Genomic DNA, 21528 nt, shown 5'->3' with positions numbered 1-21528 from the left:
ATTGACTCCGGAAGCCATTGTAGCGGCCCTGTCCGACCCGGGCGTCCTTTTCCCCATCAGGCTGACGCTTTGGGTGATGGCCGTGGCGATTCCGGTGTTCTTCGTGCTCGGCGTGCCCCTGGGCTACCTGCTCGGCCGGGGGCACAGCCGGGCCGTCGCGCTGCTCGACTTCCTGGTCTCGCTGCCGCTTGTGCTGCCGCCCATGGCCGTGGGCTTTTTCATGCTGCTGCTGCTTGGCCGCAAGGGCTTCATCGGCGCGCCGCTGCAGCATTTTTTCGGCGTGGAGATCATCTTCAGCTTTCCCGGACTGGCCCTGGCCGCCATCACTTCCGGCATACCGCTGATGGTGCGGCCGGTGCAGGCCGCCGTGCGGGGCGATCTGGTGCGCTTGGTCGAGCTTTCCTCCGTGCTCGGCAAAGGACCGGTCACCACCTTTGTTCGGGTGGTGCTGCCCCATTGCCGCAAGAGCGTGGCGGCCGGGCTTTTTTTGGCCACGGGGCGGGCGCTTGGCGAAGTCGGCGTGAGCCTGCTTTTGGGCGGCGATATCGTCGGGCGCACCAACACCGTTTCTCTGGAAATCTACAACGCCGTTTTTACAGGCGATTTTTTCCGCGCCGGGCTCCTGTCGGCCTTGTTGGCCCTGGTTTCCCTGGGGCTTACCTATGCGCTGAAGCGCACGGGCAAGGGGTAGGGCCTTCAATTGGGTTGATCGGGAGCTTGACAATCATTCTCAATATGGCTAGATGATGCTCCAGGAAAGGAGCATTACATGGCCCCGCTTCATTGCCTCGCCCATTTCCCCCCCGGCAGCCGCGTGCGCGTCGAAGCCATTTGCGATTGCCCCAAGGCCCGAGGACGGCTTTTCGCCATGGGCATAACGCCCGGCACGGTGGTCGAGGTGACGGCTTGTTGTGGCGGGCCGGTGTGCCTGCGGGCCAGGGGCGCCTGCCTTTCCATCGGCCACGGTCTGGCCCAGAAGGTCATGGGGCGGCTGGCCGAGGACTGCGTACAGGCGGCCTAGGCGCTCTTCCCTTTTTTCGAACGTTGCGGACGGCCCGGCCGTTTTTGCTGGTCGGGAGGGCAATACAGGCATTGACCGGCGTCCCGGGGAGGCTTCTCCGGGCGCTGTTTTTTTCTCGGGAGCGCGCATGGACACGGATGCAACGACGTCCGCCATTGGCCTTCGCCGGCTGCGGGTCGGCCAGAAGGCCCGCATTGTCCGGGTGGACGCGGGGGGCGAGCTTGGCCGCCGACTGCGGGACATGGGCCTGGTGCCCGGTACTGTGGTGGAGGTCATCGGCCGCGCGCCGCTCAAGGACCCCGTGGCCCTGCGTCTTCGCGACTTCACCTTGACCCTGCGCAACAACGAAGCCGACCACATTACCGTCATCGTGCCCTAACCCCTTTTCGTCCCGGCGTTTTTCCTCTCCTTTTTTGGGGGAGAGGGCAGAGGACGCCTCCCTGCCGCTTGCCTCGGGCCTTGCGGCCCGGTATGCCTTTTTACCCAGAATCGGCGGCCCTCTCCCGGCCGCGAACCCGGAGGGAAGGCCATGTCCGAGGCGACGCAGACGGCGGTGGCGCATTTTTCCAGTGGCTACAACTGTTCCCAGTCCGTGCTCATGGCCCTCTGCGCGCCGTATGGGCTGGATACGGACGCGGCCGCGCGTCTGGCCACGGGATTTGGCGTGGGCATGTACCGGGGCGCGACTTGCGGGGCCGTGTCCGGGGCCATGCTGGCGCTCGGGCTTTTCGGCGGGGGAGGCGGCCCGGACGGCGCGGCGGCCAAGGCCGCGACCTATGACCGTATCGAGGAATTTTACGCCCGTTTCCGCAGGCTCCACGGCTCGCTGGTCTGCCGCGAACTCATCGGCCTTGACCCTTCCACCCCGGAAGGACTCGAACGCGCCCGGCGGGAAGGCCGCTTCCAGACGCTTTGCCTGTCCTTGGTGCGCGACGCCGCTGAAATAGCCGCGGCCATCATCGCGGAAAAGTAGCGCGCCCTTCGCTGTGGGAAAGATGCGTCCAAGGGAGCAACAATAAGAACGGTTCCCGCTCTTGTATTCTCTCTGCTACGGTGTGCGGCAGTACTGAAACGATTCCGTTGCGCCACCATGACGGACCGCAATGGTTTTTTGCATCTTCGCGGTTGCTCCGGAGGACCTTCTCATGTACAGGAGATGGCCCATAACGGAGGGTTCATGATCAAGCGCATCGTTGGCTGGCTTTTGGTCGTTGTTTGCATGGTTTCCCTGGCCGGCTGCGGTGCGGCCCGGAAGCGTCACCCGCTTATCGACCCCAATGCCCCGAATCTGTCCGTCATGGGCATGCGCAACGTGCGGGACTGGGGCGATGCGCTCTCGCCCATGCTGCAGAAAAGTCTGATTACGGGGGCGCGCCAATATGCCGCCTGGCGCAAGGCCAATCACCTCGGCCCGGAAAAGGATTTGTATCTGCTCGCCCTGTCCGGCGGCGGCGCGGACGGCGCGTTTGGCGCGGGCGTGCTGTGCGGTTGGACGGACAAGGGGGACCGGCCCGAGTTTCGCGTGGTGACCGGCGTTTCCACCGGTGCCCTGTCCGCGCCGTTCGCTTTCCTGGGCGAGAAATATGATCCGGTTTTGCGCAAGCTCTATACCAATGTCCAGACCAAGGACATTTTCTTCCTCAAAAGCATCTGGGACATCATCCGGGGCGATTCGGTGGCCGATACCGGGCCGCTCAAGAAGTTGGTCGAAACCTACGTCACGCCGGAGATGATGGCCGAGCTGGCTCGCGAGCATGCCCGGGGCCGACGGCTTTTCATCGCCACCACCAATCTCGACGCCCAGCGCAACGTGGTCTGGGACATCGGGGCCATCGCGTCCTCGGGCAACCCCAATGCGCTCGAGCTTATCCATAAGGTCATGATCGCCTCGGCCTCCATCCCGGTGGCTTTTCCGCCGGTCTATATCCCGGTGGAGAAAAACGGCGAGACCTTCGACGAGATGCACGTGGACGGCGGGGTGATCTCGCAGTTCATCGTCTACGACGCCTACCTGCTGCCCAAGGAAATAGCCGAGGACGCCCACGCCATGGCGGCCTACAATGCGCTGCGCAAGCATGTCTGCATCATCGTCAACAACAAGCTCGGCCCGGTCAGCGAATCCGTGCGGCCGCGTCTGGCCCCCATCGCCTTGCGCTCCATTTCCACGCTGATCAAGTCCCAGGCCAAAGGTTCGCTGGCTTACAGCTACCTGCTGACCAAGCGCGACGGCATGTCGCTCGATTACATCGTCATTCCCGAGGATTTCGACAGCCCCAACAAGGAGCCCTTCGACCCGGCGGCCATGCGCAAGACCTTCGACATGGGCTATGCCCTGGGCAAGGAAGGCCAGGGTTGGCAATCCCTGCCCCCGGGCTACGTGGAGTAGTGGACGCTGCCGGGACTGCCGCAACGCGCGTGTCCGCCAAAAGAAAGCGGCCCGGAGCGATATCTCCGGGCCGCTTTTTATTTGGGAGGAAAGAAAGGTTCGCGGTTTCCGTACTCGCCTCAGGACGGACGCGACTAGGGCGCTGGCTTGACGTCGCGGGTCACCGCGACATTGGCCAGTTCGCGGTCCTGGGCGTCCAGGGCCGTCACCTTGACCTGCATCTTCTTCGGCGTCTCCTTGGGGCAGGGCATCTCGCTTGGGCCGTAAAGCGACCCCTTGGGGACCATGGCCTCGGCCCCCTTGATGTAAAGGCCTCTGTCGGTGGTCTGGAACCCGAAGTCCTGGTTGAAGATTTCCGTGCCGAAATCGAAATCCAGCACCTTTACATTGAGCTTTTTGGTCTTGGGCGGGACGCCGTGGATGCGCATCTCGGGCGACACGTTCTGGCACATGTCCACCGCCTTGAAGCCGACGTCCACGCCGAAGCCCTTGGCGAAATCCATGCCGTCGCTCGATTTGGGCGCGCAGCCCGCCAGGATCGGCAACATCGCCAAGGCCGCGATGGGCAGCAGTCGCAACGGGTTCATGGGATCTCCTTGCTGTGTCGTCGGTTCCGAGCCGCATCGCGTCGTGTTCACGGGGCCGCCCGGATTTGATTCGGTGCAGGATAACACGGGGCGGCCTGATTATAAACTCCGGAAACGAGGGCGTTGTCTCGGCCGGTCACCCTCGCGGGTCGCATGCGGTTTCCACATTTTCGGGCTGTCAGATCATACCGTCCCGTTGCGGATCGTTATGATTTCTCGAGATATATCGTGATTACTTTACGTAAAAGAACTTTTGCTGAGATAGGTTTGAGTAGGTAATAGGATGCTCCAAGCTGGATAGCTTTAACAATGTTTTCTTTGCTGTCTGATCCAGATATCATAATAAATTTAATATTGTTAGCAGAGTCTATCTCTTTAGCTTTTTCTAATAGTTCCAATCCGCTTATTTGAGGCATTAAAAGGTCCGCAATGACGAGATCGACTTTTTGGTTTTTTAAAATTTCGAGTGCTTCCTTTCCGTTTGACGCCTCGGTGATGTCATAAAACCCTTCTTTTGCGAGCATGTATTTTATCATGTTGCGCACAGGAGAAGCATCGTCGACAAGTAAAATTTTGAGTTGTCGAGCCCCGACAGGGGTGGGGGATTCGGGAGGAGACATAATTGCTTTTCCAATTTGCAAACGAAATTTGGACGAACGGGAAAGTCCCGAGAACAGTGCGAACGGTCCCCGTTGATGGTACAGCAGAGTTTGTGCCCCCAGTCAAGGCCCACCGCAGGTCCTCCTGCGCCCGACAAAAGGGGTGTCCCCACAACCTTGGCCAGGAAAAACAAAAGCGGCCCAAGGGATTGCCTTGAGCCGCGTTGTTGTCTGGTAGCGAGGGAGGGAATTGAACCCCCGACACTGCGGATATGAGCCGCATGCTCTAACCGTCTGAGCTACCTCGCCAGATGTCTCCGGCAGCGGAGAAAGGAGTCTTTAGCCGATCCGGCATTCCTTGGCAAGTCTTTTTCGAGGGAAAATTTCCAACCCCTATTTCGGCCAGAAGAAAAAAACCGTCGCCGCCAAGGCCAGCCGGTACCAGGCAAAGGGCCGAAGCGACATATGCTTGACGAGCACGATAAAACCTTTGACCGCGACCAGGGCGGAGATAAACGACACCACAAAGCCGATCCCCAGAATCAGCAGGTCGTCGGCGGAAAAAAGGGCCGCGCTCTTGTAAAAGTCGTAGAGCGTCGCCGCGAACATCAGCGGCACGGCGGCGATGAAGGAATACTCCGCCGCCAGGCCGCGTTTGGCCCCGAGCAGCATGCCGCCCATGATGGTGGCAGCCGAGCGCGAAAAACCCGGCCACAAGGCCAGGCACTGGAAGCAGCCGATGCCGAGCGCCAGCCCCGGCGTCATCTCGTCGAGGGTGTAAAAGCGGTCCCGCTTCTTGCGGCTTTCCACCCAGAAGATCATGAGCGCGCCCACGGCCAGGGCCATGGCCACGGTGATCGGCCCGAACAGATAGGTTTTGATGGCCTTGCGCGCGGCCAGCCCCAAAAGCCCGGCCGGCAGCGAGGTCAAAAAGAGCATCCACAAGCCGCGCGGGCCGGAAAAGGCATGGAGCGGTTTGGGCGAAAGCAGCCACCAGAAGCGCTTCCAGTAGAGCACCACCACGGCCAGAATGGCTCCGAGCTGGATGATGACGTCGAAGCTGTCGGCCTTGGCTCCGGTAAAACCGATGAGATGGCCGACGAGAATGAGGTGGCCGGTGGAGGACACGGGTAAAAACTCGGTCGCTCCCTCGACTAAGCCAAGGACGGTGGCGGCAAGGGATTCGGTCATGGGAAAAGCAGCTCCTGGCGGGCAATATCCTGTATCGGGGCGGCTCTACCCGATGGCCGGGCAAGTTGCAAGCCGGCTTTCGCTCGTGTATGTCTTGGGACCGAGCAAGGAGGCTTCATGGCCACGATCATGCCCCAGGGCGAACTGATGCGACGCGCCGTCAAATGGGTCGGCGACAAGCGGACCGAAACCGGCGAACCCTTGGCCGCCCTTTGCGAGAAGGCGGCCATGCAGTTCAATCTCAGTCCCAAGGACGCGGCGTTTTTGGACGGTTTTTTCAAGGAACATAAGGAGCCGGGTCGGGACTAAGGGCGGCTTCGGCCAGGACGCGGCAAAGCGCCTCCCGGCCAAGCCCGGTCTTGCCGGAAAAAAGGATCGGCGGGAAGGCGGGTCGCGCAAGCTCCCGCCACTCTTTTTTTCGGGCCTCCCGGTCGCGCTGCTTGCATTTGTCGGCTTTTGTCAGCACCACGAGCACGGGCATGCGCCGGGCCCGCAGCCAGTCCACCAACTCCACGTCCAGGCGCTGGGGCGGCAGACGGCAGTCGACCAGGGCGGTCACGGCCCGCAACCGACTGGTCTTTTTGAGATAGGAATCGATGAGCTTGGCCCATTTTTCCCGCTCGGCCATGGAGCAGCGGGCATAGCCGTAGCCCGGCAGGTCGACCAGGCAGTAGCCGGCGGCCTGGGCCATGTAGAAGTTGAGGCTTCGGGTCTTGCCCGGCGTGGCGCTGATTTTGGCCAGCCCCTTGCGGCCGGCCAGACAGTTGACCAGCGTCGACTTGCCGACGTTCGATCGACCGGCCAGGGCGACCTGGGGCGCGTCGACCGTAGGAATCTGGTCGGTCAGGTAGGCGGTGGCCAGAAGGGCGAGACTGAGTTCCGTACGAGTTTTTTCCGTGGCGTTGTCCATCCGTGCCTTGTGACCGGGCCTGATGCCCCCGTCAAGGCGGTGGACGCGCCCGAATGAAGGGAGCAGCATGCGCAAGGTCCGATTGCTGGTGTTAAACGGCCCCAATCTCGGGTTTATTGGCGTGCGGCAGCCGGAAATCTACGGCCACCGCACCATCGAGGACTTGCCGGAGATGGTCCGGGAAATCCTTGGCGAAAGCGCCCAGCGCCTGGAATTGCAGTTCCATCAGGCCAACAGCGAGGGCCACTGCATCGACCGGATGGAGCAGGCCTGGAAGGACGGGCTGGACGGCATCGTCTTAAACGCCGGAGCCTACACCCATACGAGCCTTGCCTTGGCCGACTGCCTGGCCTGGATCGGCATCCCCTGCGTCGAGGTGCATATTTCCAACATCTTCGCCCGTACCGACGAGCCGCTGCGCCACAAGAGCATGATCGGGCGCAACTGCATCGGCTGCATCGCCGGCTTCGGGCTGACCAGCTATGCCTTGGCCATCATCGCCCTGTGGCGGCACATCACCGAAAATCCCAACTTCATCTAAGGAGAAACAATGCTTTCCACCACCGACTTCCGTCGCGGGCTCAAGATCGAAATGGACGGCGTGCCCTATGAAATCGTCGATTTTTTGCACGTCAAGCCCGGCAAAGGCGGGGCGTTCATTCGCACCAAGCTCAAGAACATGATTAACGGCCGGGTGGTGGAAAACACCTTCCGGTCCGGCGAAAAGATGGTCAAGCCCGACCTCGAGAGCAAGGACATGCAGTACCTCTACCATGACGGCGAGGAGTTCGTGTTCATGGACATGGAGAGCTACGAGCAGTTGCACGTGGGCAACGACCACCTGGGCGAGAAGGGCGGCTATCTGAAAGACGGTATGGAGCTCAAGATGCTGCTCTACAAAGGCCAGCCCCTGGACATCGACCTGCCGGCTTCGGTGATCCTGGAAGTGACCGACACCGAGCCCGGGGTCAAGGGCGACACCGTCAGCGGCGCCAACAAGCCGGCCGTGCTCGAAACGGGCATCTCGGTCAACGTGCCGCTTTTCATCAATACCGGCGACAAGATCAAAGTGGACACCCGCACGGGCGCGTACATTGGCCGGGAGTAACAAGGACGCCGGGAAAAGCGCTCCCGGCGGATTTCGCCTTTCCCGCGAGCTGGTCGGGCTGGCCGCGATCTTCACGGCCGCCTTTCTGTGCGTCGCGCTCTATACGTACAATGACGGCGATCCCGGCTTCAACCAGTCCGTCACCCGGCGCGTCGTGGCCAACAAGGCCGGGCTGGTGGGGGCGTACGTGGGTGGGGCCCTGGCCGACCTGTTCGGTCTGTGGGCCTATCTGGTGCCGCTGGGGATCGCCTGGCGGGGGCTGCGGTTTCTGGCCCCGGGACTTCGCCTGCCCTTTTGGCGGGGGCTTGGGGCGTTTTGCCTGACCCTCGTGCTGCTGGCCTTTCTGGGCTCGCCCTGGGGCCTTTTCGGGGCCAGTCTTGGCGGCGTCCGGGGCGGCGGCGTGGCCGGACAGCACCTGTTCGGTTTCCTCAACCGTTACTTGAGCTCGTTTGGTGCCTACTTTTTTCTGGCCTTCGCCCTGATCGCCGCCATCCAGGTGACCTTCGGCCTCACCTGGACCAATTTCTGGCTGCCGGTGCTGGACGTGGCCAAGGAAAAAGGCTGGCGGCTCTACGACGCCTGGCTGGCCTGGCGGGAAGAGCGCGCGTTGGCCCGCGAGACCGCGCGCGAGGAACGTCTGGCCCGTGAAGAGGCCTCGCCGTCCCCGGCGCGTGAGAAAAAGCCGGCTAGGGAAAAACGGCAGGCCGCCCCGAGAAGCGTTACGGTTCCTGCCGACCCCGCTCCCGAAGAGGCCCCGAGCGAGGCGGTGGACCGCTTTCTCGACGCCATCGTCGGCCAGGTCGCCCGGAAGGAGGAGCCGCCCGCCGCGTTGCCGGCCGTCTCCAAACCGGTGTCCGCGTCCGCGCCGGATCCGGTCACCTCTCCGGCGCCCAAGCCCGCCCCGGTCCGCGCGGCCAAGGCTCCGGCCAAAAAGGCTTCGGCCGACGACAATCCCATGCCGTCGCTGGACCTGCTTGCCGTGCCGCCGCCGTCCGAGGCCGCCCCGGCCGATCCGGAAGTCTGCCGCCAGCAGGCCGAGAGCCTCATTACCTGCCTCAATGATTTCGGCATCCAGTGCGAGGTGACCCGGGTCATCCCCGGCCCCGTCGTCACCATGTTCGAGGTCAAGCCCGCGCCCGGCGTCAAGATCAGCCGCATCGTGGGCCTGTCGGTGGATTTGGCCCTGGCCATGAAGGCTTTGGCCGTGCGCATCGAGCCCTTGCCCGGCAAGGACACCGTCGGCGTTGAAATCCCCAACGCCCGGCGACAGACCGTCTATTTCCGCGACGTGCTCGACACCGAGGCTTTTCGCGCCTCACCCTCGAAGCTGACCCTGGCCATCGGCAAGGACATCCAGGGCAGGCCGCAGGTGGCCGATCTGGCCCGCATGCCGCATCTGCTCGTGGCCGGCGCGACCGGTTCGGGCAAAAGCGTGTGCATCAACGGCATCCTGCTCTCGATCCTCTACAAGGCCACGCCCGACGAGGTGAAGCTGCTTTTGGTCGACCCCAAGCGCATCGAGCTTTCGGTCTACAACGACCTGCCCCATCTGGTGCACCCGGTGGTGACCGAGACGGCCATGGCCAAATCCGCCCTGGACTGGGCCGTGGCCGAGATGGACCGGCGCTACGAGGCCATGGCGCTTTTAGGCGTGCGCAACATCGCCGGCTACAACGAGAAGCTGGCCAAGCTCGGCGACAACCGGCCGGACGAGTTGGCTGAGCTTGAGCCGCTGCCCTATCTGGTCATCGTCATCGACGAGCTGGCCGACCTCATGATGACCGCGGCCAAGGAAGTGGAAGTGAGCATCGTTCGCCTGGCCCAGCTGGCCCGTGCCGCCGGTATCCATCTGATCCTCGCCACCCAGCGTCCGAGCGTGGACGTGGTCACGGGGCTCATCAAGGCCAACTTCCCCACACGCATCGCCTTCCAGGTGACGAGCAAGCACGATTCGCGCACCATTCTCGACGCCGTGGGCGCGGAATACCTGCTCGGACGCGGCGACATGCTCTACAAGCCGAGCGGGGGCAAGACCACGCGCATGCACGGCGCGTTCGTCTCGGACGAGGAGGCGGCGGCGGTCATCGAACACTGGAAGAGCAAGGCCGCGCCCAATTTCGCCCTGGATTTCAGCGACTGGCAAAAAAGCGCCGACGGGAATGGCGGCGGCGACTTCGGCGGCGGCGAGGGCGGCGACGACACCGCCTCGGACGCCGTCTATCCCCAGGCCGTGGAGTTCGTCATGGAACAGGGCAAGGCTTCCATTTCGCTCATCCAGCGCCGATTCCGCATCGGCTTCAACCGGGCGGCGCGGTTCATCGAACAGATGGAACGCGACGGACTGCTCGGCCCCCAGGAGGGCAGCAAACCCCGAGCCGTCATTCGGAATAAGGAATAGGGGAATGCCTCCGGCGGCCAGGGGGAAACTTTTTGAAAAAAGTTTCCCCCTGGACCCCCTTCAAAAACTTTTAAAAAATGGAAACTTGTTCCTTATAAGGGACTGAGGAACCATAGCCCCCTTCCACCACGGACACACCATGAAAAAACGCGCCTTTTTCCTTGCCGTCTGTTTCGTGTTGGCCACCGCCGCCACGGCCCGGGCCGTGGACCCGACGGAGCTGGCCGGTCGCATCCAGAATAAATACGCCACGATAAACGCCTTTTCCGCCTCGTTCACCCAGGCCATTCGCAACGCGGCCAGCGGCGACACCGAACACCGCTCCGGCTCGTTTTTCTTCAAAAAACCGGTGCTCGTGCGCTGGGAGACGGTCAAGCCCGAAAAAGAGCTGCTTATCGTCGGCAAGGATGCCGTCTGGGATTATTTCGAGGAGGACAAGGAGGCCTACCGCTATGCGGTCAAGGAGATCATCAGCTCCAAGACCATGCTGCGGTTTCTGACAGGCAAGGCCAATCTGACCGAGGATTTTTTCGTGGCCGCCGGCAAGGCGTCCGACGCCGGCCCGGGGCAGGCGGTGCTCGATCTGGCCCCGCGCGAACCCGAGCCGGGGCTGGTCATGGCCCGGGTTTGGGTCGACCTGTCCACGGACATGATCGCCCGCGTCTTCATTCAGGATTTCTACGCCAACACCAACGACCTGACGCTTACCGGCGTGGCGGTCAATCCCAAGCTCGCCGACACGCTCTTCACGTTCACGCCGCCGAAGGACGCCAAGGTCCACGACAACGCGCCGGCCAAGGAGCGCGACCTCAAGTAGCGCGGTGGCGTCCGGTTCGGGGGGAGGGGGCGGCATCGCCCGCGGGCAGGCCGACGGACCGGCGCAGGGCGGCCAGTTCCTCGCCGGCCAGTTCCCGGCATTTTCCCGGAGCCAGCCCGCCCAGTTCCAGAGGGCCTTGGGCGACGCGCACGAGCTTGAGCACGGTAAGCCCCAAATCGCGGCACATGCGCCGCACCTGGCGGTTGATTCCCTGGCGCAGCTCCATCTCCAGGACGAAGCGGTCGGCGGCCAGCCGTTTGACGATGCGCGCCGCAACCGGGGCGAGGGGCTCCCCCTCGGCCAGCCGCATGCCGCGCCCCATCGCTTCGATCGCCTCGGGGCCGACGTGGCCGCGCACGGTGACCAGATAGCGCTTGGGCGCGTGCCAGCGGGGATGGGCCAGGCGGTAGGCCAGTTCGCCGTCGGTGGTCAAAAGCAACAGCCCTTCGGAGAAAAAATCCAGCCGGCCCACGGAAAAAAGGCGTCGTTTCCGGTAGGGGTCCGGCAGGGCGTCGAAGACGGTGGGGCGGCCCTCGGGATCGCGGGCCGTGGTGACGCAGCCCGGCTTTTTGTGGAGCATGAGGGTGAGCGTCCCGGCGGTATCGGGCTTGACGACGTCCTTGCCGTCCACGCTCAGGCGCGACCTGGCCGGGTCGATTTTGCGCCCGAGTTCCGTAACCACGCTCCCGTCGACCGCGACCCGGCCGGCGGCGATCAGCGCGTCGGCCTGCCGTCTGGAACAGACCCCGGCCTCGGCCAGGGCCTTGTTGAGGCGTACCCCGTTGTCGTCGGTCATGGGATCAGCCCGGGAGCCGCAGGAAAAAACGAGTGCCTTCCCCCGGCCTCGAGGAAAAATCCACGTCGCCGTCCAGGCATTCCCGGGCGAAGAGCCGCATGCCGTAAGCGCCGAAGCCACGGCCGACGCCCTTGGTCGTAAAGCCCCTCTGGAAAAGGCGCATGCGGGTCTCTTCGGGCATGACGGCCGGATTGTGGACCCAGAAAGCCACGTCGCCAGCCTCGTCGCCTTCGCAGCCGAGCGTCACGGACTCGCCCGGGCCCGAGGCTTCCAGGGCGTTTTTGACCATGTTGACCATGATGCGCTGGATGATGCGGGCGTCCGAGGAAACATCGATCGAGGGTGCCTCGGGGTCCACGCACAGCACCCGCTTGGGTTCGTGATTGAAGGACTGGCAGTAGGCGGCCAGGTAATGCAGGAGTTCGAGCGTGTCGAGCCTCGTGCGGACATGCTGGTATTCCCTGGCTTCCACAGTCAGGAAATCCTTTTGCGTTTCCACGATGTCCTGGATGTCGTTTATGGCCCGGCGCAGCAGATCGAGGTCCTGAACCTGGTTTTCCGGCAACTCCAGGGCGATGAGGTCGTGGATGCCCTTGATGCCGGACACGGCATTCAAGATATCATGGAAAAAGAGGCGCTCGAAATTGCGCAACGCCTTTTCGTGGGCGATGTCGAGGGCGGAACTCAGCACCAGCTGGTGCTGCCCCTGTTGCATGGGGGCTGTCCAAACCTGGAGGTTGAGGGCTTCGAGAGGCGCGGGCGTCAGGCGGTCGATGGAGCACTCCTGGGTGGCGGATTCCCCTTCGAGGCCTTTGACAATGGCTTTGGCCGCGCCGCAGTACAGGCAAAATCGCGTGGTGCCGCAGCCGCCCGGAAGTTCGACGGAATGGGCGCAGCCCAGTGCCTCGCCCAGGCGCTTGCCGAGTATTTCTTCCTGTGCCTTGGCTCCGACCATGCGCACGAACCGCATGTTGGCGTAAACGATCTGCCGGGTATCGTTTAAGATGGTCACCGCCAATGGAACGAGCGCCAGCGAAAGCGCGGCGGGAGAAACGGCGATCTCCTTGGCGATGCGGTTGATCGCGTCCTGTCCCAGACGCTCTGCCGGCAAAAAATATGTCGTTGTCGCCTCTTCCTGCATGGACTGTCCGGTAGGGCTGTTGCGTCGTCGCATGAGGGATGCAAAGCGAGACGACCGCATGTCCGGAAGGGGGCTCAGGGTAGCGGCAAGGCCGCCCAAGCGACTACATCTGGATGACCTTGTCCGCCAGATCGAGGCTTGTGACCACGTCGAGCATGTTCGTCGTTTCGCCGACTTCCTTTTGCTCCAGGATGCCAAAAAAGTCCAGGCAGGTGCCGCAGACCAGGATGGAGACACCGGCCGCGGCCAGTTCCTTGAGCATGGGCAAAACCGGGCTGCCGGCAACGGCCAGTTTGACCCCGCCGTTGACCAGGATGATGCGCCAAAGCCCTTCGCCCAGTTCCGGCAGGGTGGCGATGAAGTTGACCATGAGCTTGGCGCCCAGTTCCGGATCGCCCCGGCCCACGGTGTCGGCCGTGATGAAGACGGCGGTCTTGGCATTGTCGACTTTTTCCCGGGGAGCGCCGGCGGAAGCGGGCTGGGGCGGAGTAATCGCCTCGCCCGTGGCCGTGGCTCGCAGCACGAAAAGGCCATCCTGCTCGCTTCCCGTGACGGCGTAACCGCGCATGCCCAGAAAACGGGTGACGTTTTCCCGGGCCGCCTGATTGTCCACGGTGACGGTAAGCGTCTGCGGCCGGTCCGGGGCCTCCACACATTCCTTGCAGCGCAACACCGGTCCCGGACAGGCCAGTCCCCGGCAATCGAGCGTGACTTCCATGACGATGCTCCTTTTGACAAGGAACATAGCCCCGTCAGCCCCGGGCTGGTCAAATCGAATGATTTAATGCCGTTGGTATGTTTTGATAGGTGTGGCCTATGGAGGCGCGGGCTAAAACGGGCTTTTGAAGCCGAACGTCTGGGCCAGCCATTCCATGTACCGGCGCGCCCCGGCCGTGGCCTTCGCGGTCTGGAAGGCTCTGCCGGCCAGATCCTCGGCCTCGGAGAGCAACCCGGCCATGCACAGCACGTACACCCGGGCCGGGGCCAGATTGCTCGGATAGCCCATTTCCTGGGCGCGTTTGAGCTTGGCGTCGGCCAGCAGGTAATCGCGGTCGGCCAGAGCCTTGATGCCGAGCTGGAATTCCGTTTCCGCCGTGGGCTCCGCGCCCTGCTCCAGCACCCGGGCGACGATGGCCTGCTTTTTGGCGTCGGATTTCATGAGCCACAAGGGCAGCACGCGCAGGTCCGTCCCGGACAGGATGTAATTGACGGCCGGCAGCGGCGGCGGCGGGGTGAGCATGTTGTTGAGGTAGGTATTCATGATCTGCTGGGTCTCGAACCAGCCATCGGCCTTCTCCCGTATTTCTTGGGGCAAAAGCAGCGCCGCTTCGGCGGAATGCTCGAAACGCTCCTTGGCGGCCAGGGCGTCGAGGAGCTTGTTGTGGGCGGCCAGGTATTGCTGCTGCATTTGCGGGCTTTCGGGATAGCCGCGCAGGCGCTTGGGGTAGTTGTCGGTCAGCGGCTTGGCGTCGCCGAGATAGTCGGCGAGCGCTTTCCCGTCGAGCATGAACAGCGCGCCGAGCTGGCCCGGCTTTTCAACGGCGATGTGGCGCAGTCCAGGTCCTGTGCCCGGGGCCTCCCAGGGCCGGGAAAAATCCTCGGCCGGCTTGGGGCCCTTGGGCTTTTTGACGCCCACCATCATCCAGTTGAAATTGTCTCCGGTCCAAAGCGAGGTGTGTTCGAAGACTTCGGAGAAAGCCTTGAGAATCGCCTTGGCGTCGGCCGGGGATATCTCGAAGACCGGCAGCCAGTAGGTGACCATGCCGCCGTCGTTTAAGCGGTCGCGCATGAGCTGGAAGTATTCGCGCGAGTAGAGGTTCACCACGCCGGCCATCATGGGAGGCGGCGGCTCGGCCGTGATGATGTCGTATTTCTTGGGCGCGGCGAGCAGGTAAAACCGGCCGTCCTCCACGTGGGTGGCCACGCGGGGGTCTTCCAGGGGATTTCGTTCCGGCTTGGGGTAGACGATGCTCGCCCCTCGCAGCACGTCGCGGGAGATGTCCACCACGTCGATGGAGCTGAGCCGGCGATCCTCGACCAGGGCCGAGGCCGTGGAGCCCGTGCCGAAGCAGATGAGTAGCGCCGATTTCGGGTTTTGCAGGGTGGCTTCCGGGAAGTAGCCGAAAAGCTTCATGTAGCGTTTGGCGCTGCGGTCCGTGGAGGACATGGAGTAGCCGTCGGTGACGAGCCGGTACGCGTAGGGCTCGCCCAGGTAGTCCTGGCGGAGGTATTGCAACGTGCCGGTGACGCCCTCGATGGTGGCCACCACCTTTTCCCCGTCCTTGATGAAGTCGGCGCAGGCGCGGTTCAAGTAGCCGCGCATGGCCCCGAAGGGAAAGATGGCCAGGAAAAGCACGAAGGCGAATCCGGATGCCAGCAGGAAGCGGCTGGTGCGCGGCGACGGCCAGGGACCGCTTCGTCCGGCGCACAGGAGCGCCGGCAGGATGTAGAGGGCGCACAGGATAAAAAGGCTCAGTTCCATGCCCACGGCCGGAATGAGGACAAACCCGGCCACGAGCGGGCCGGCCATGGCCCCGAGGGTGTTGGCCATGGCCACCAGCCCGGCCGACCGGGCCCGGTCGCCCACCTCCCGGTGAAAGGCCTCGCCGAGGGTGGTGAAGACCATGCCCGAGATGAAGGCCGCCGGAAACATGAGGGTCAGGGAGAGGACGGTCATATAGCGCCAGTCCAGGGTCTGGTAGACGCTAAACGAAAGGTCGGCGGCGGACTCGAACAGGCGAAAGGAAAGCAGCGCGGACGCGCCGACCAGCAGGACCAGAGGGGCCGTGATCCGGCGTCCATCGGCCTCGCGGCGCAGCCACCAGCCGGCGAACACGCCGCCAAGGCCGATGCCGGCCAGGATCACGGCCAGCATCACGGCAAAGGCCAGACTGGTCGAACGCACGAAGAGCTGAAGAAACCGCGTCCAGACGACCTCCAGGGCCAAAAAGGCCCCGCCGGCCAGGAATCCGGCGGCAAGCAGCCGCTTGGCCCGGTTCGTCAACGGCCTGATCTCAGGGCGCTGGCCGGAGGCGTCCTCCCGGACCGGCTCTTCCCGGAAGCGCCGGGACACGCCGATCGCGCCGGCCGCGGCCAGCACGTTGAGCCCGGCCGCGACCATGCCGGTGCCGGAAAGGCCCAGGGGCGCGATGAGCAGCGTTTCCCCGGCCAGGGCCCCCAGGCAGGCCCCAAGGGTGTTGACGCCGTAGAGCCGGCCGAGCACCCGGCCGAACTCCCCGGGGCGGCGGGTGAGCGCCTTGACCAGAAGCGGCAGCGTGGCGCCCATGGCCGTGGCCGGCAGCAAAAAGAGCAGGAAGGAAAAGGAAAAACGCAGGGTGTTGAGCAAAAAGGGCTTGTTTAGCGCCGGGCTCAGCATGGCCCCGAGCCAGACCGACAGCATGGGAAAGCACAAAACAAGGAGCAGCCCCCAGACCCCGACCAGCAGTTCCATGGCGGCGTAAAAGCGCACCGGGTCGAGCACGTCGCGGCCGAAGCGGGAGATGAGCGCGTTGCCGAGGGCGAGGCCGCCCATGAAGCTCGAAAGGACCAGGGCGCTGGCGTAGACGCTGACGCCGAAAACCAGTCCGGCCAGATGGAGCCACAACGTTTCGAAAAGCAGGGCCGACGCGCCGGAGAGGAGGAAGACAATGCCGAGGATCAGGCGGTCACGGCCGGAAGATGGCGAAAGCACGGGAGCGGCTGGCATGTTTGCGCCTCAAACGTCACTTCCCGCAGGCGCGAAAGGGGGCGGCGGCGAGTGGACGCGTTGGGTCAAAGTCCTTTTTTGGGGCAGATGGCATCCAGGACACAGGTGTCGCAAAGCGGTTTGCGGGCCTTGCACACCGCCCGGCCGTGCAGGACGAGCAGGTGGTTGACGTCCCCCCAATCCTTGCGGTCGAAAAGCGGCATCATATCTTTTTCAATGATGATCGGGTTGTCCGAGGACGTCAAGCCCAGGCGAAAGGACAGCCGGCGGACGTGGGTGTCCACGGCGATGCCCTCGTGTTTGCCCAGGGCGTTGGAGAGCACGATGTTGGCGGTCTTGCGGGCAACGCCCGGAAGCGAGGTCAGGGCCTCCATGGTGTCGGGAACGGCTCCGCCGTAGTGCTCGACCATACGCCCCGCCGCAGCCACCAGGTTCTTGGCCTTCTGGCGGAAAAAGCCGGTGGAACGCACGACTTCTTCCACAGTGGCCACATCGGCCCGGGCCAGGGCGGCCGGATCGGGCCAACGGTCGAAAAAGGCCGGGGTGACCAGATTGACGCGGGCGTCCGTGCATTGGGCGGCCAGGACCGTGGCCACGAGCAACTGGTAGGCGCTGACGTAGTGGAGGGCCGGCGTCAGGTCGGGGTAGAGGGGGCGCAGCCGGCGGATGATTTCCCGGGCCCGGGCGGCCGTGTCCATCACTGGATCTCCAGCGAAGGCGCGGCCGCCGGTCCGAAGGGATGAAGTCCCAGGGAACGCATGGGTTAGGGAATGAACACCACCGCCGAGATGGTCGTGGTCCACATGCCGGAGTCGCCGGTGGTCACACAGGGCATGGAGGCCGAATCGATGATCTTGCCGCTCATGAGGTAAATCTGGCGGCGCTCGTCGTAGGCGGTCTCCGGATCGAAGTCGATGCCGAGCGTGGTGGCGAGCATGGTGGAGGCGAGGTCCTCGGCGAAGTCGCCGATTTCCTGCTCCTCCGCGCCGAAGGCGGTGTGCTCGGAGATGTAGCCGTAGTTGGATTTGTCGGCGGGGAAGGCCATGCCGACGGCCGAGCCGACGAGGCGGTTCTTCTCGTCGGTGGCGTTTCTGGCCATGACGCAAAAGGTGATCTGGCCGGGATTGAGCAGTTTGACGCCTTCGTCCAAGGTGATCAACTGGCAGTGCGGCGGATAAATACTCGACACATAGACCAGATTGAGTTTTTCGATACCGGCTTCACGCAGGGCAAGCTCGAAAGATTGCAGCTTGTTTTTGTGGCGGCCGACACCTTTGGTGAAAAACGCCTTGGTGGGGACGAAAGAGCCTGGGATCATGGGCGGTCCTCTTTAATCTGTTTTGCCGCGAAAGCGGGCAATCCTCATAAGGGTTTTTTGCCGAGAAGTATAGGACCTTTTTCGCCTGTGCGCTTGAGCTCGGCGGCGATTTCCGACTCGGTCCCTTTGAGCCGTACATCCACCCGAAAAAGCTTGCGATTGCCGGCCGATCCCTCACGAAGGGAGGCCGACAGGCCTTTGCGGGAAAGTTCCTTGATCATGGTGTCCGCCTGCTCCTTGGTCTTGAAGGAGGCCACCTGGTAGGTGGCGGCGAACCGGCCGGACTCCTTCTTGTCGGTGGCGGCGCGTTCGGCCTTGGTTTTGGCCTTGGCCGGCTCCGCCTTGACCCGCGGCGGCGCGGGCGGCACGACCTTGGCCGCCGCGGGAACCGGGGGCGGCGCGGGAATGGACGTGGCCGCCGTGGCGGTCCCCATGGGCACGGTCTTGGCGTCGGGCAGGTCATGGCCCTGGAGGCCGGCCGCCTTTTTTCCGTCAGCCGGGGATTTCTGGGTGGAGTCCGCCACCACCGTGCCGTCCTTGCCCTGCAGCCCGTCCATGAACTGGAGTTCCTCGGGCTTGAGCACCTTGGGCGGTTCGGCGGGTTTCGCTCCTTCCGGCTGGGCGGTTTCGGTGGTGGGCATCATCTGGGCGATCTGGGGCACGGCCGCTTCCGGGCGGTAGCCCCGTCCGACCAGGATGCCGAGGATGAACACCCAGCACATGCCGAGCACGACCACGATGCCGACGGAAATAAGGCCGGACATGCTCATCTCGAAGGAGAATTTGCGCGGGCCGCCGCGTTCCTGGGTGACGCTTAATCTGTTGAGCAGCTTCATGAGATGCGGTTCCTTGACCGAAGACGCCGCCGTAGCCTGGCGTCAATCATCGCCTACATTTTGTCCGGGGCCGACACGCCGAGGAGATCGAGCCCGTTTCGCACCACCGTGGCCACGGCATCGAGCAGGGCCAGCCGCGCCACGGTCAGCTCCGCATCCCCGGAAGCCAGGACCGGGTTGACCGTGTAGTAGCGGTGCAACTGGCCGGCCAGGTCGCGCAGGTAAAAGCTGACCAGATGCGGCGCGAAGGTCCGGGCCGCCGAGGCCACGGTGTCGGGATACTGTTCGAGGAGCTTTAAAAGTTCCAGGTCCTCGGGCGTATCGAGCTTGCTAAGCAGTTCCGGCGTAGCCTCCCGGGGCGTCACGCCGCGCTCGGCCGCCTTGGCGAAAAGCGATTTGACCCTGGCATGGGCATATTGGACATAGTAGACCGGATTGTCCATCGACTTTTCTTTCACGGCGTCCAGGTCGAAGTCCAGGTGGCTGTCCGATTTGCGCGACAGGAACATGAACCGGGCCGCGTCGGCCCCGACCTCGGCCACCACGTCGGCGAGCGTTTCGAACTTGCCGGCCCTTGTGGACATGGCGATCTGCTCGCCGCCTTTGAGCAGGTTGACGAGTTGGACCAGGATGACCTTGAGGCTCGTTTCGGGATCGCGGCCCAAGGCGGCCACGCAGGCCTTCATGCGCGGCACGTAGCCGTGATGGTCCGCGCCCCAGATGTCCACCACCACGTCGAAGCCCCGGCGGAACTTGTCGTCGTGGTAGGCGATGTCCGAGGCGAAATAGGTGAGGTCGCCGCCGGATTTGACCAGCACGCGGTCCTTGTCGTCGCCGAAGTTGGTGGTGGCGAACCACAGGGCCCCGTCCTTGTCGTAGGCGAGGTTTTTCGCCCGCAGGTCGTCGAAGGTGCGGGCCACGGCCCCGGCGGCAAAAAGTTTGGATTCGGGAAACCAGACGTCGTGGCCAACCCGGAATTCCCGCAAATCCTTCTTGATGCCGTCCAGGATCTCTTTTTCGCCGTACAGGCGGCAGATGTCGGTGGCCTTGTCCTCGGGCAGGTCGAGGAGGCCTTCGCCCTCGCGGTCGAGCAGTTCCCTGGCCAGCTCCTTGACGTAGTCGCCCCGGTAGTAATCCTCGGGCTCGGTCACGTCCTTTCCGGCCAGCTCCCGGCAGCGGTAGAGGATGGACTGGCCGAGGATGCGCATCTGGCGGCCGGCATCATTAATATAATACTCGGTCTCGACGGCGAATCCGGCCGCGCGAAGCACCCGGGCCAGACTGTCGCCCACGGCCGCGCCCCGGCCATGGCCGATGTGCAGGGGGCCGGTCGGGTTGGCCGAAACGAATTCGACCTGGATTCTCGTCCCCTCGCCGATATTGAGGCGGCCGTAACGATCGCCGCTCCCCGCCACGTCGAGGACGGTGCGTTGCCAGAAGCCCGGCGTGAAGGTGACGTTAATAAAGCCCGGTCCGGCGACGGCCACGTCGGCCAGATCGGGGCTTGCCGCCAGCAGTTCCTCGCGCAGTTCCCCGGCCAGTTGGCGGGGCGGCATCTTGGCCGCCTTGGTCGCCATCATGGCCACGTTGGTGGCCAGGTCGCCGTGGGACTTGTCCCGGGGCGCCTCGATGGTGGTCTTGGCCGGCCAGGCGATGCCGCGCTTTTGCAGCGCTTCTTCCAAAAGCCCGCGCAGATGCTCCGTAGCCCGCATGGCTCAAGCTCCCAAGGCGGCCGCGCCGGCCGGATCGCTTACGGACACGGCGGCGTATTCGCCGCCGGCGTCTTTGAGGTTGGCGGAAACGAGCTTGGTCAGGACGGTTTTGGGACCAAGCTCGACAAAGGTGCGCGCCCCGGCCGCGTGCAAGGCGGTCATGGTGTCGATCCAGCGCACCTGCGAGGTCATCTGGCGACAAATGAGATCGAGCGCCTTGTCGGGATCGCTCTCGGCCGCGCCGGTCACGTTGAAAAAGACCGGGGCCGTGGTTTGCGCGCGAAGTCCGGCCTTGCGCAGGGCCTTTTCCAGCTCCTTGGCCGGCTCGGCCATAAGCGGGCTGTGGAACGCGCCGCTGACGGCCAGGGGAATGGCCCGGCCCTTGCGCGCCTTGGCCAGCTCGGCGGCCGCCGCGACGGCCGGCCCCTCGCCGGAGATGACGTACTGGCCCGGGGAATTGTAGTTGGCGATCACCAGCAGCTTGCCCGTATCGTTTTTGGCCGTGGCCACCACGTCCTCGATGGCCTCGAGGGAAAGCTTGAGCACGGCGGCCATCTTGCCCTCGCCGCCGGCGGCCTCGGCCATGAGCCGGCCGCGCAGGCTGGTAAGCTCCAGCGCCGCCGCCACCTCGAGCATGCCCGAGGCGGCCAGGGCGGCATATTCGCCAAGGCTGTGCCCGGCAAAGCCGACCACGCCGGAAAGTTTGTCGCGCAGCGCCAGCCACAAGCCCAGGGTGACGGCGGTCATGGCCGGTTGCAGGGCGCGGGTGTCGGCCATGGCCGCCTCGTCGCCCTCCCAATAGATTTCGCGCAGGGGCAGCCCCGAGGCCTTTTCGGCCAGACGCCACAGTTCGGCCGCGTCGGCGGAAGCTTCGGCCAGGACTCGGCCCATGCCCTTTTCCTGCGAACCCTGGCCGGGAAAAAGCACGGCCAGGCGGTTTTCGGTTGCGCTCACGTTCGCCTCTCCTTAGAGATTTTTCGCGTCATTTCGGCCGCGATTGGT

23 protein-coding genes and 1 tRNA gene are annotated in these 21528 nt (G+C 63.9%); 10 read left to right on the top strand and 14 right to left on the bottom strand.

Annotated elements, in window-relative coordinates; genetic code table 11:
* Position 1: 1 nt before the first annotated feature.
* The 5 genes from DESFRDRAFT_RS13800 (at position 2) to DESFRDRAFT_RS13780 (ending at position 3407) form a co-directional block, all read left to right on the top strand.
* Entirely contained in the window at positions 2–691 is a 690-nt protein-coding gene (locus DESFRDRAFT_RS13800; RefSeq protein ID WP_005994861.1) for a molybdate ABC transporter permease subunit, read from the top strand.
* A 78-nt stretch (positions 692–769) separates the two neighbouring features.
* On the top strand, positions 770–1021 hold the full coding sequence (locus DESFRDRAFT_RS13795) for a FeoA family protein (RefSeq protein WP_005994860.1): 252 nt from the start codon (positions 770–772) through the stop codon (positions 1019–1021).
* A 127-nt stretch (positions 1022–1148) separates the two neighbouring features.
* Positions 1149–1400: a FeoA family protein gene (locus tag DESFRDRAFT_RS13790; RefSeq protein WP_005994859.1), complete on the top strand. Its 252-nt coding sequence runs from the start codon at positions 1149–1151 to the stop codon at positions 1398–1400.
* Between the two features lie 150 nt (positions 1401–1550).
* Positions 1551–1994: a C-GCAxxG-C-C family protein gene (locus DESFRDRAFT_RS13785; RefSeq protein WP_005994858.1), complete on the top strand. Its 444-nt coding sequence runs from the start codon at positions 1551–1553 to the stop codon at positions 1992–1994.
* Between the two features lie 204 nt (positions 1995–2198).
* On the top strand, positions 2199–3407 hold the full coding sequence (locus DESFRDRAFT_RS13780; RefSeq protein WP_005994857.1) for a patatin-like phospholipase family protein: 1209 nt from the start codon (positions 2199–2201) through the stop codon (positions 3405–3407).
* A gap of 134 nt (positions 3408–3541) precedes the next feature.
* Here DESFRDRAFT_RS13780 and DESFRDRAFT_RS13775 read toward each other — a convergent pair whose 3' ends face one another.
* The 4 genes from DESFRDRAFT_RS13775 to DESFRDRAFT_RS13765 form a co-directional block, all read right to left on the bottom strand.
* Positions 3542–3994: a hypothetical protein gene (locus DESFRDRAFT_RS13775; protein ID WP_005994856.1), complete on the bottom strand. Its 453-nt coding sequence runs from the start codon at positions 3992–3994 to the stop codon at positions 3542–3544.
* A 206-nt stretch (positions 3995–4200) separates the two neighbouring features.
* Positions 4201–4614 (bottom strand): response regulator transcription factor, encoded by a 414-nt coding sequence (locus DESFRDRAFT_RS21480; RefSeq protein ID WP_081458495.1) that lies wholly within the window; start codon positions 4612–4614, stop codon positions 4201–4203.
* Between the two features lie 211 nt (positions 4615–4825).
* Positions 4826–4902, bottom strand: a tRNA-Met gene (locus DESFRDRAFT_RS13770).
* A gap of 84 nt (positions 4903–4986) precedes the next feature.
* Positions 4987–5784, bottom strand: a complete 798-nt coding sequence (locus DESFRDRAFT_RS13765) for an undecaprenyl-diphosphate phosphatase (RefSeq protein ID WP_005994855.1) — start codon at positions 5782–5784, stop codon at positions 4987–4989.
* A gap of 117 nt (positions 5785–5901) precedes the next feature.
* Here DESFRDRAFT_RS13765 and DESFRDRAFT_RS13760 point away from each other — a divergent pair, with 117 nt between their 5' ends.
* Positions 5902–6093: a hypothetical protein gene (locus DESFRDRAFT_RS13760; protein ID WP_005994854.1), complete on the top strand. Its 192-nt coding sequence runs from the start codon at positions 5902–5904 to the stop codon at positions 6091–6093.
* Here the strand turns inward: DESFRDRAFT_RS13760 and yihA are convergent.
* Complete coding sequence (gene yihA / locus DESFRDRAFT_RS13755) at positions 6062–6694, bottom strand: ribosome biogenesis GTP-binding protein YihA/YsxC (protein ID WP_005994853.1); 633 nt, start codon at positions 6692–6694, stop codon at positions 6062–6064. The two genes, DESFRDRAFT_RS13760 and yihA, sit on opposite strands and share 32 nt — an antisense overlap.
* Positions 6695–6761: 67 nt before the next feature.
* Here yihA and DESFRDRAFT_RS13750 point away from each other — a divergent pair, with 67 nt between their 5' ends.
* The 4 genes from DESFRDRAFT_RS13750 to DESFRDRAFT_RS13735 all read left to right on the top strand — a co-directional run bounded on the left by DESFRDRAFT_RS13750 (position 6762) and on the right by DESFRDRAFT_RS13735 (position 11017).
* Positions 6762–7235, top strand: coding sequence for a type II 3-dehydroquinate dehydratase (locus tag DESFRDRAFT_RS13750; RefSeq protein WP_005994852.1), 474 nt, complete (start codon positions 6762–6764; stop codon positions 7233–7235).
* Positions 7236–7244: 9 nt separating this feature from the next.
* Positions 7245–7802, top strand: coding sequence for an elongation factor P (gene efp, locus DESFRDRAFT_RS13745; RefSeq protein WP_005994851.1), 558 nt, complete (start codon positions 7245–7247; stop codon positions 7800–7802).
* On the top strand, positions 7789–10200 hold the full coding sequence (locus DESFRDRAFT_RS13740; RefSeq protein ID WP_005994850.1) for a DNA translocase FtsK: 2412 nt from the start codon (positions 7789–7791) through the stop codon (positions 10198–10200). Before efp ends, DESFRDRAFT_RS13740 begins: the two co-directional genes overlap by 14 nt.
* A gap of 139 nt (positions 10201–10339) precedes the next feature.
* On the top strand, positions 10340–11017 hold the full coding sequence (locus DESFRDRAFT_RS13735) for a LolA family protein (protein WP_005994848.1): 678 nt from the start codon (positions 10340–10342) through the stop codon (positions 11015–11017).
* On the opposite strand, the gene DESFRDRAFT_RS13730 is transcribed toward DESFRDRAFT_RS13735, so the two are convergent.
* The 9 genes from DESFRDRAFT_RS13730 to DESFRDRAFT_RS13690 form a co-directional block, all read right to left on the bottom strand.
* Positions 11010–11813: a pseudouridine synthase gene (locus DESFRDRAFT_RS13730; RefSeq protein ID WP_005994846.1), complete on the bottom strand. Its 804-nt coding sequence runs from the start codon at positions 11811–11813 to the stop codon at positions 11010–11012. The genes DESFRDRAFT_RS13735 and DESFRDRAFT_RS13730 overlap by 8 nt on opposite strands.
* A gap of 4 nt (positions 11814–11817) precedes the next feature.
* The gene (locus tag DESFRDRAFT_RS13725; protein ID WP_233489616.1) at positions 11818–12987 is read right to left on the bottom strand and encodes a sensor histidine kinase; all 1170 of its coding nucleotides are present in this window, start codon (positions 12985–12987) and stop codon (positions 11818–11820) included.
* 70 nt (positions 12988–13057) lie between these two features.
* Complete coding sequence (yedF, locus tag DESFRDRAFT_RS13720) at positions 13058–13672, bottom strand: sulfurtransferase-like selenium metabolism protein YedF (protein ID WP_005994842.1); 615 nt, start codon at positions 13670–13672, stop codon at positions 13058–13060.
* A gap of 111 nt (positions 13673–13783) precedes the next feature.
* Entirely contained in the window at positions 13784–16660 is a 2877-nt protein-coding gene (locus DESFRDRAFT_RS13715) for a fused MFS/spermidine synthase (RefSeq protein ID WP_005994839.1), read from the bottom strand.
* A gap of 65 nt (positions 16661–16725) precedes the next feature.
* Entirely contained in the window at positions 16726–17358 is a 633-nt protein-coding gene (gene nth / locus DESFRDRAFT_RS13710) for an endonuclease III (RefSeq protein WP_005994838.1), read from the bottom strand.
* Between the two features lie 65 nt (positions 17359–17423).
* Positions 17424–17978 carry a pyruvoyl-dependent arginine decarboxylase gene (locus DESFRDRAFT_RS13705; RefSeq protein WP_005994837.1) on the bottom strand — a complete coding sequence of 185 codons (555 nt, stop codon included), beginning with the start codon at positions 17976–17978 and terminating at the stop codon, positions 17424–17426.
* A 44-nt stretch (positions 17979–18022) separates the two neighbouring features.
* A complete protein-coding gene (locus DESFRDRAFT_RS13700; RefSeq protein WP_005994836.1) occupies positions 18023–18814 on the bottom strand; it encodes an SPOR domain-containing protein in 792 nt (263 codons plus the stop codon).
* 53 nt (positions 18815–18867) lie between these two features.
* A complete protein-coding gene (gene argS, locus DESFRDRAFT_RS13695; RefSeq protein ID WP_005994835.1) occupies positions 18868–20526 on the bottom strand; it encodes an arginine--tRNA ligase in 1659 nt (552 codons plus the stop codon).
* Between the two features lie 3 nt (positions 20527–20529).
* Positions 20530–21480 (bottom strand): ACP S-malonyltransferase, encoded by a 951-nt coding sequence (locus tag DESFRDRAFT_RS13690; RefSeq protein ID WP_005994834.1) that lies wholly within the window; start codon positions 21478–21480, stop codon positions 20530–20532.
* Between the last annotated feature and the right edge of the window lie 48 nt (positions 21481–21528).

Source organism: Solidesulfovibrio fructosivorans JJ], from assembly GCF_000179555.1.
GTDB classification, from domain to species: domain Bacteria; phylum Desulfobacterota; class Desulfovibrionia; order Desulfovibrionales; family Desulfovibrionaceae; genus Solidesulfovibrio; species Solidesulfovibrio fructosivorans.
This window is presented reverse-complemented; position numbering and strand designations above follow the sequence as displayed.

What these genes read in the sequence shown, in the direction of transcription:
- DESFRDRAFT_RS13735 (WP_005994848.1), top strand. Translation starts at nt 10,340, where the DNA reads ATGAAAAAACGCGCCTTTTTCCTTGCCGTCTGTTTCGTGTTGGCCACC.
- DESFRDRAFT_RS13760 (WP_005994854.1), top strand. Translation starts at nt 5,902, where the DNA reads ATGGCCACGATCATGCCCCAGGGCGAACTGATGCGACGCGCCGTCAAA.
- DESFRDRAFT_RS13795 (WP_005994860.1), top strand. Translation starts at nt 770, where the DNA reads ATGGCCCCGCTTCATTGCCTCGCCCATTTCCCCCCCGGCAGCCGCGTG.
- DESFRDRAFT_RS13715 (WP_005994839.1), bottom strand. Translation starts at nt 16,660, where the DNA reads ATGCCAGCCGCTCCCGTGCTTTCGCCATCTTCCGGCCGTGACCGCCTG.
- DESFRDRAFT_RS13775 (WP_005994856.1), bottom strand. Translation starts at nt 3,994, where the DNA reads ATGAACCCGTTGCGACTGCTGCCCATCGCGGCCTTGGCGATGTTGCCG.
- yihA (WP_005994853.1), bottom strand. Translation starts at nt 6,694, where the DNA reads ATGGACAACGCCACGGAAAAAACTCGTACGGAACTCAGTCTCGCCCTT.
- yedF (WP_005994842.1), bottom strand. Translation starts at nt 13,672, where the DNA reads ATGGAAGTCACGCTCGATTGCCGGGGACTGGCCTGTCCGGGACCGGTG.
- argS (WP_005994835.1), bottom strand. Translation starts at nt 20,526, where the DNA reads ATGCGGGCTACGGAGCATCTGCGCGGGCTTTTGGAAGAAGCGCTGCAA.
- DESFRDRAFT_RS13700 (WP_005994836.1), bottom strand. Translation starts at nt 18,814, where the DNA reads ATGAAGCTGCTCAACAGATTAAGCGTCACCCAGGAACGCGGCGGCCCG.
- nth (WP_005994838.1), bottom strand. Translation starts at nt 17,358, where the DNA reads ATGGACACGGCCGCCCGGGCCCGGGAAATCATCCGCCGGCTGCGCCCC.
- efp (WP_005994851.1), top strand. Translation starts at nt 7,245, where the DNA reads ATGCTTTCCACCACCGACTTCCGTCGCGGGCTCAAGATCGAAATGGAC.
- DESFRDRAFT_RS13785 (WP_005994858.1), top strand. Translation starts at nt 1,551, where the DNA reads ATGTCCGAGGCGACGCAGACGGCGGTGGCGCATTTTTCCAGTGGCTAC.
- DESFRDRAFT_RS13780 (WP_005994857.1), top strand. Translation starts at nt 2,199, where the DNA reads ATGATCAAGCGCATCGTTGGCTGGCTTTTGGTCGTTGTTTGCATGGTT.
- DESFRDRAFT_RS13750 (WP_005994852.1), top strand. Translation starts at nt 6,762, where the DNA reads ATGCGCAAGGTCCGATTGCTGGTGTTAAACGGCCCCAATCTCGGGTTT.
- DESFRDRAFT_RS21480 (WP_081458495.1), bottom strand. Translation starts at nt 4,614, where the DNA reads ATGTCTCCTCCCGAATCCCCCACCCCTGTCGGGGCTCGACAACTCAAA.
- DESFRDRAFT_RS13730 (WP_005994846.1), bottom strand. Translation starts at nt 11,813, where the DNA reads ATGACCGACGACAACGGGGTACGCCTCAACAAGGCCCTGGCCGAGGCC.
- DESFRDRAFT_RS13725 (WP_233489616.1), bottom strand. Translation starts at nt 12,987, where the DNA reads ATGCGACGACGCAACAGCCCTACCGGACAGTCCATGCAGGAAGAGGCG.
- DESFRDRAFT_RS13765 (WP_005994855.1), bottom strand. Translation starts at nt 5,784, where the DNA reads ATGACCGAATCCCTTGCCGCCACCGTCCTTGGCTTAGTCGAGGGAGCG.
- DESFRDRAFT_RS13705 (WP_005994837.1), bottom strand. Translation starts at nt 17,978, where the DNA reads ATGATCCCAGGCTCTTTCGTCCCCACCAAGGCGTTTTTCACCAAAGGT.
- DESFRDRAFT_RS13790 (WP_005994859.1), top strand. Translation starts at nt 1,149, where the DNA reads ATGGACACGGATGCAACGACGTCCGCCATTGGCCTTCGCCGGCTGCGG.